Consider the following 243-nt stretch of genomic DNA (forward strand, 5'->3'; position numbering starts at 1 on the left):
CTCGGTCAGCAGATGCACCGGCGCCGACGGCTCGGCCTCGAGCTTCTTGCGAAGCTGCGACATGTACAGGCGCAGATACCCGCTGTCGGCGACCTGCTCGCTCGCCCAGATCTCCTTGAGGAGCGTCTGCCGCGTCACGAGCGAGCCGGGGTTGCGGGCGAGGAACTCCAGCATCCGCCACTCCGTCGGGGTCAGGTGCACGCGGGAGCCGGCGCGCGTGACGGCCTTCGCGGCGAGGTCGAT

At 70.0% G+C, this 243-nt stretch carries 1 protein-coding gene; it reads right to left on the reverse strand.

From position 1 onward, the window contains the following. Nucleotides 1-243, reverse strand: a 243-nt coding sequence (locus ACZ3HG_RS24615; protein ID WP_465335128.1) for a winged helix-turn-helix domain-containing protein, incomplete at both ends; no start/stop codon positions are given.

Source organism: Erwinia sp. PME.40.26/001, assembly GCF_055556675.1.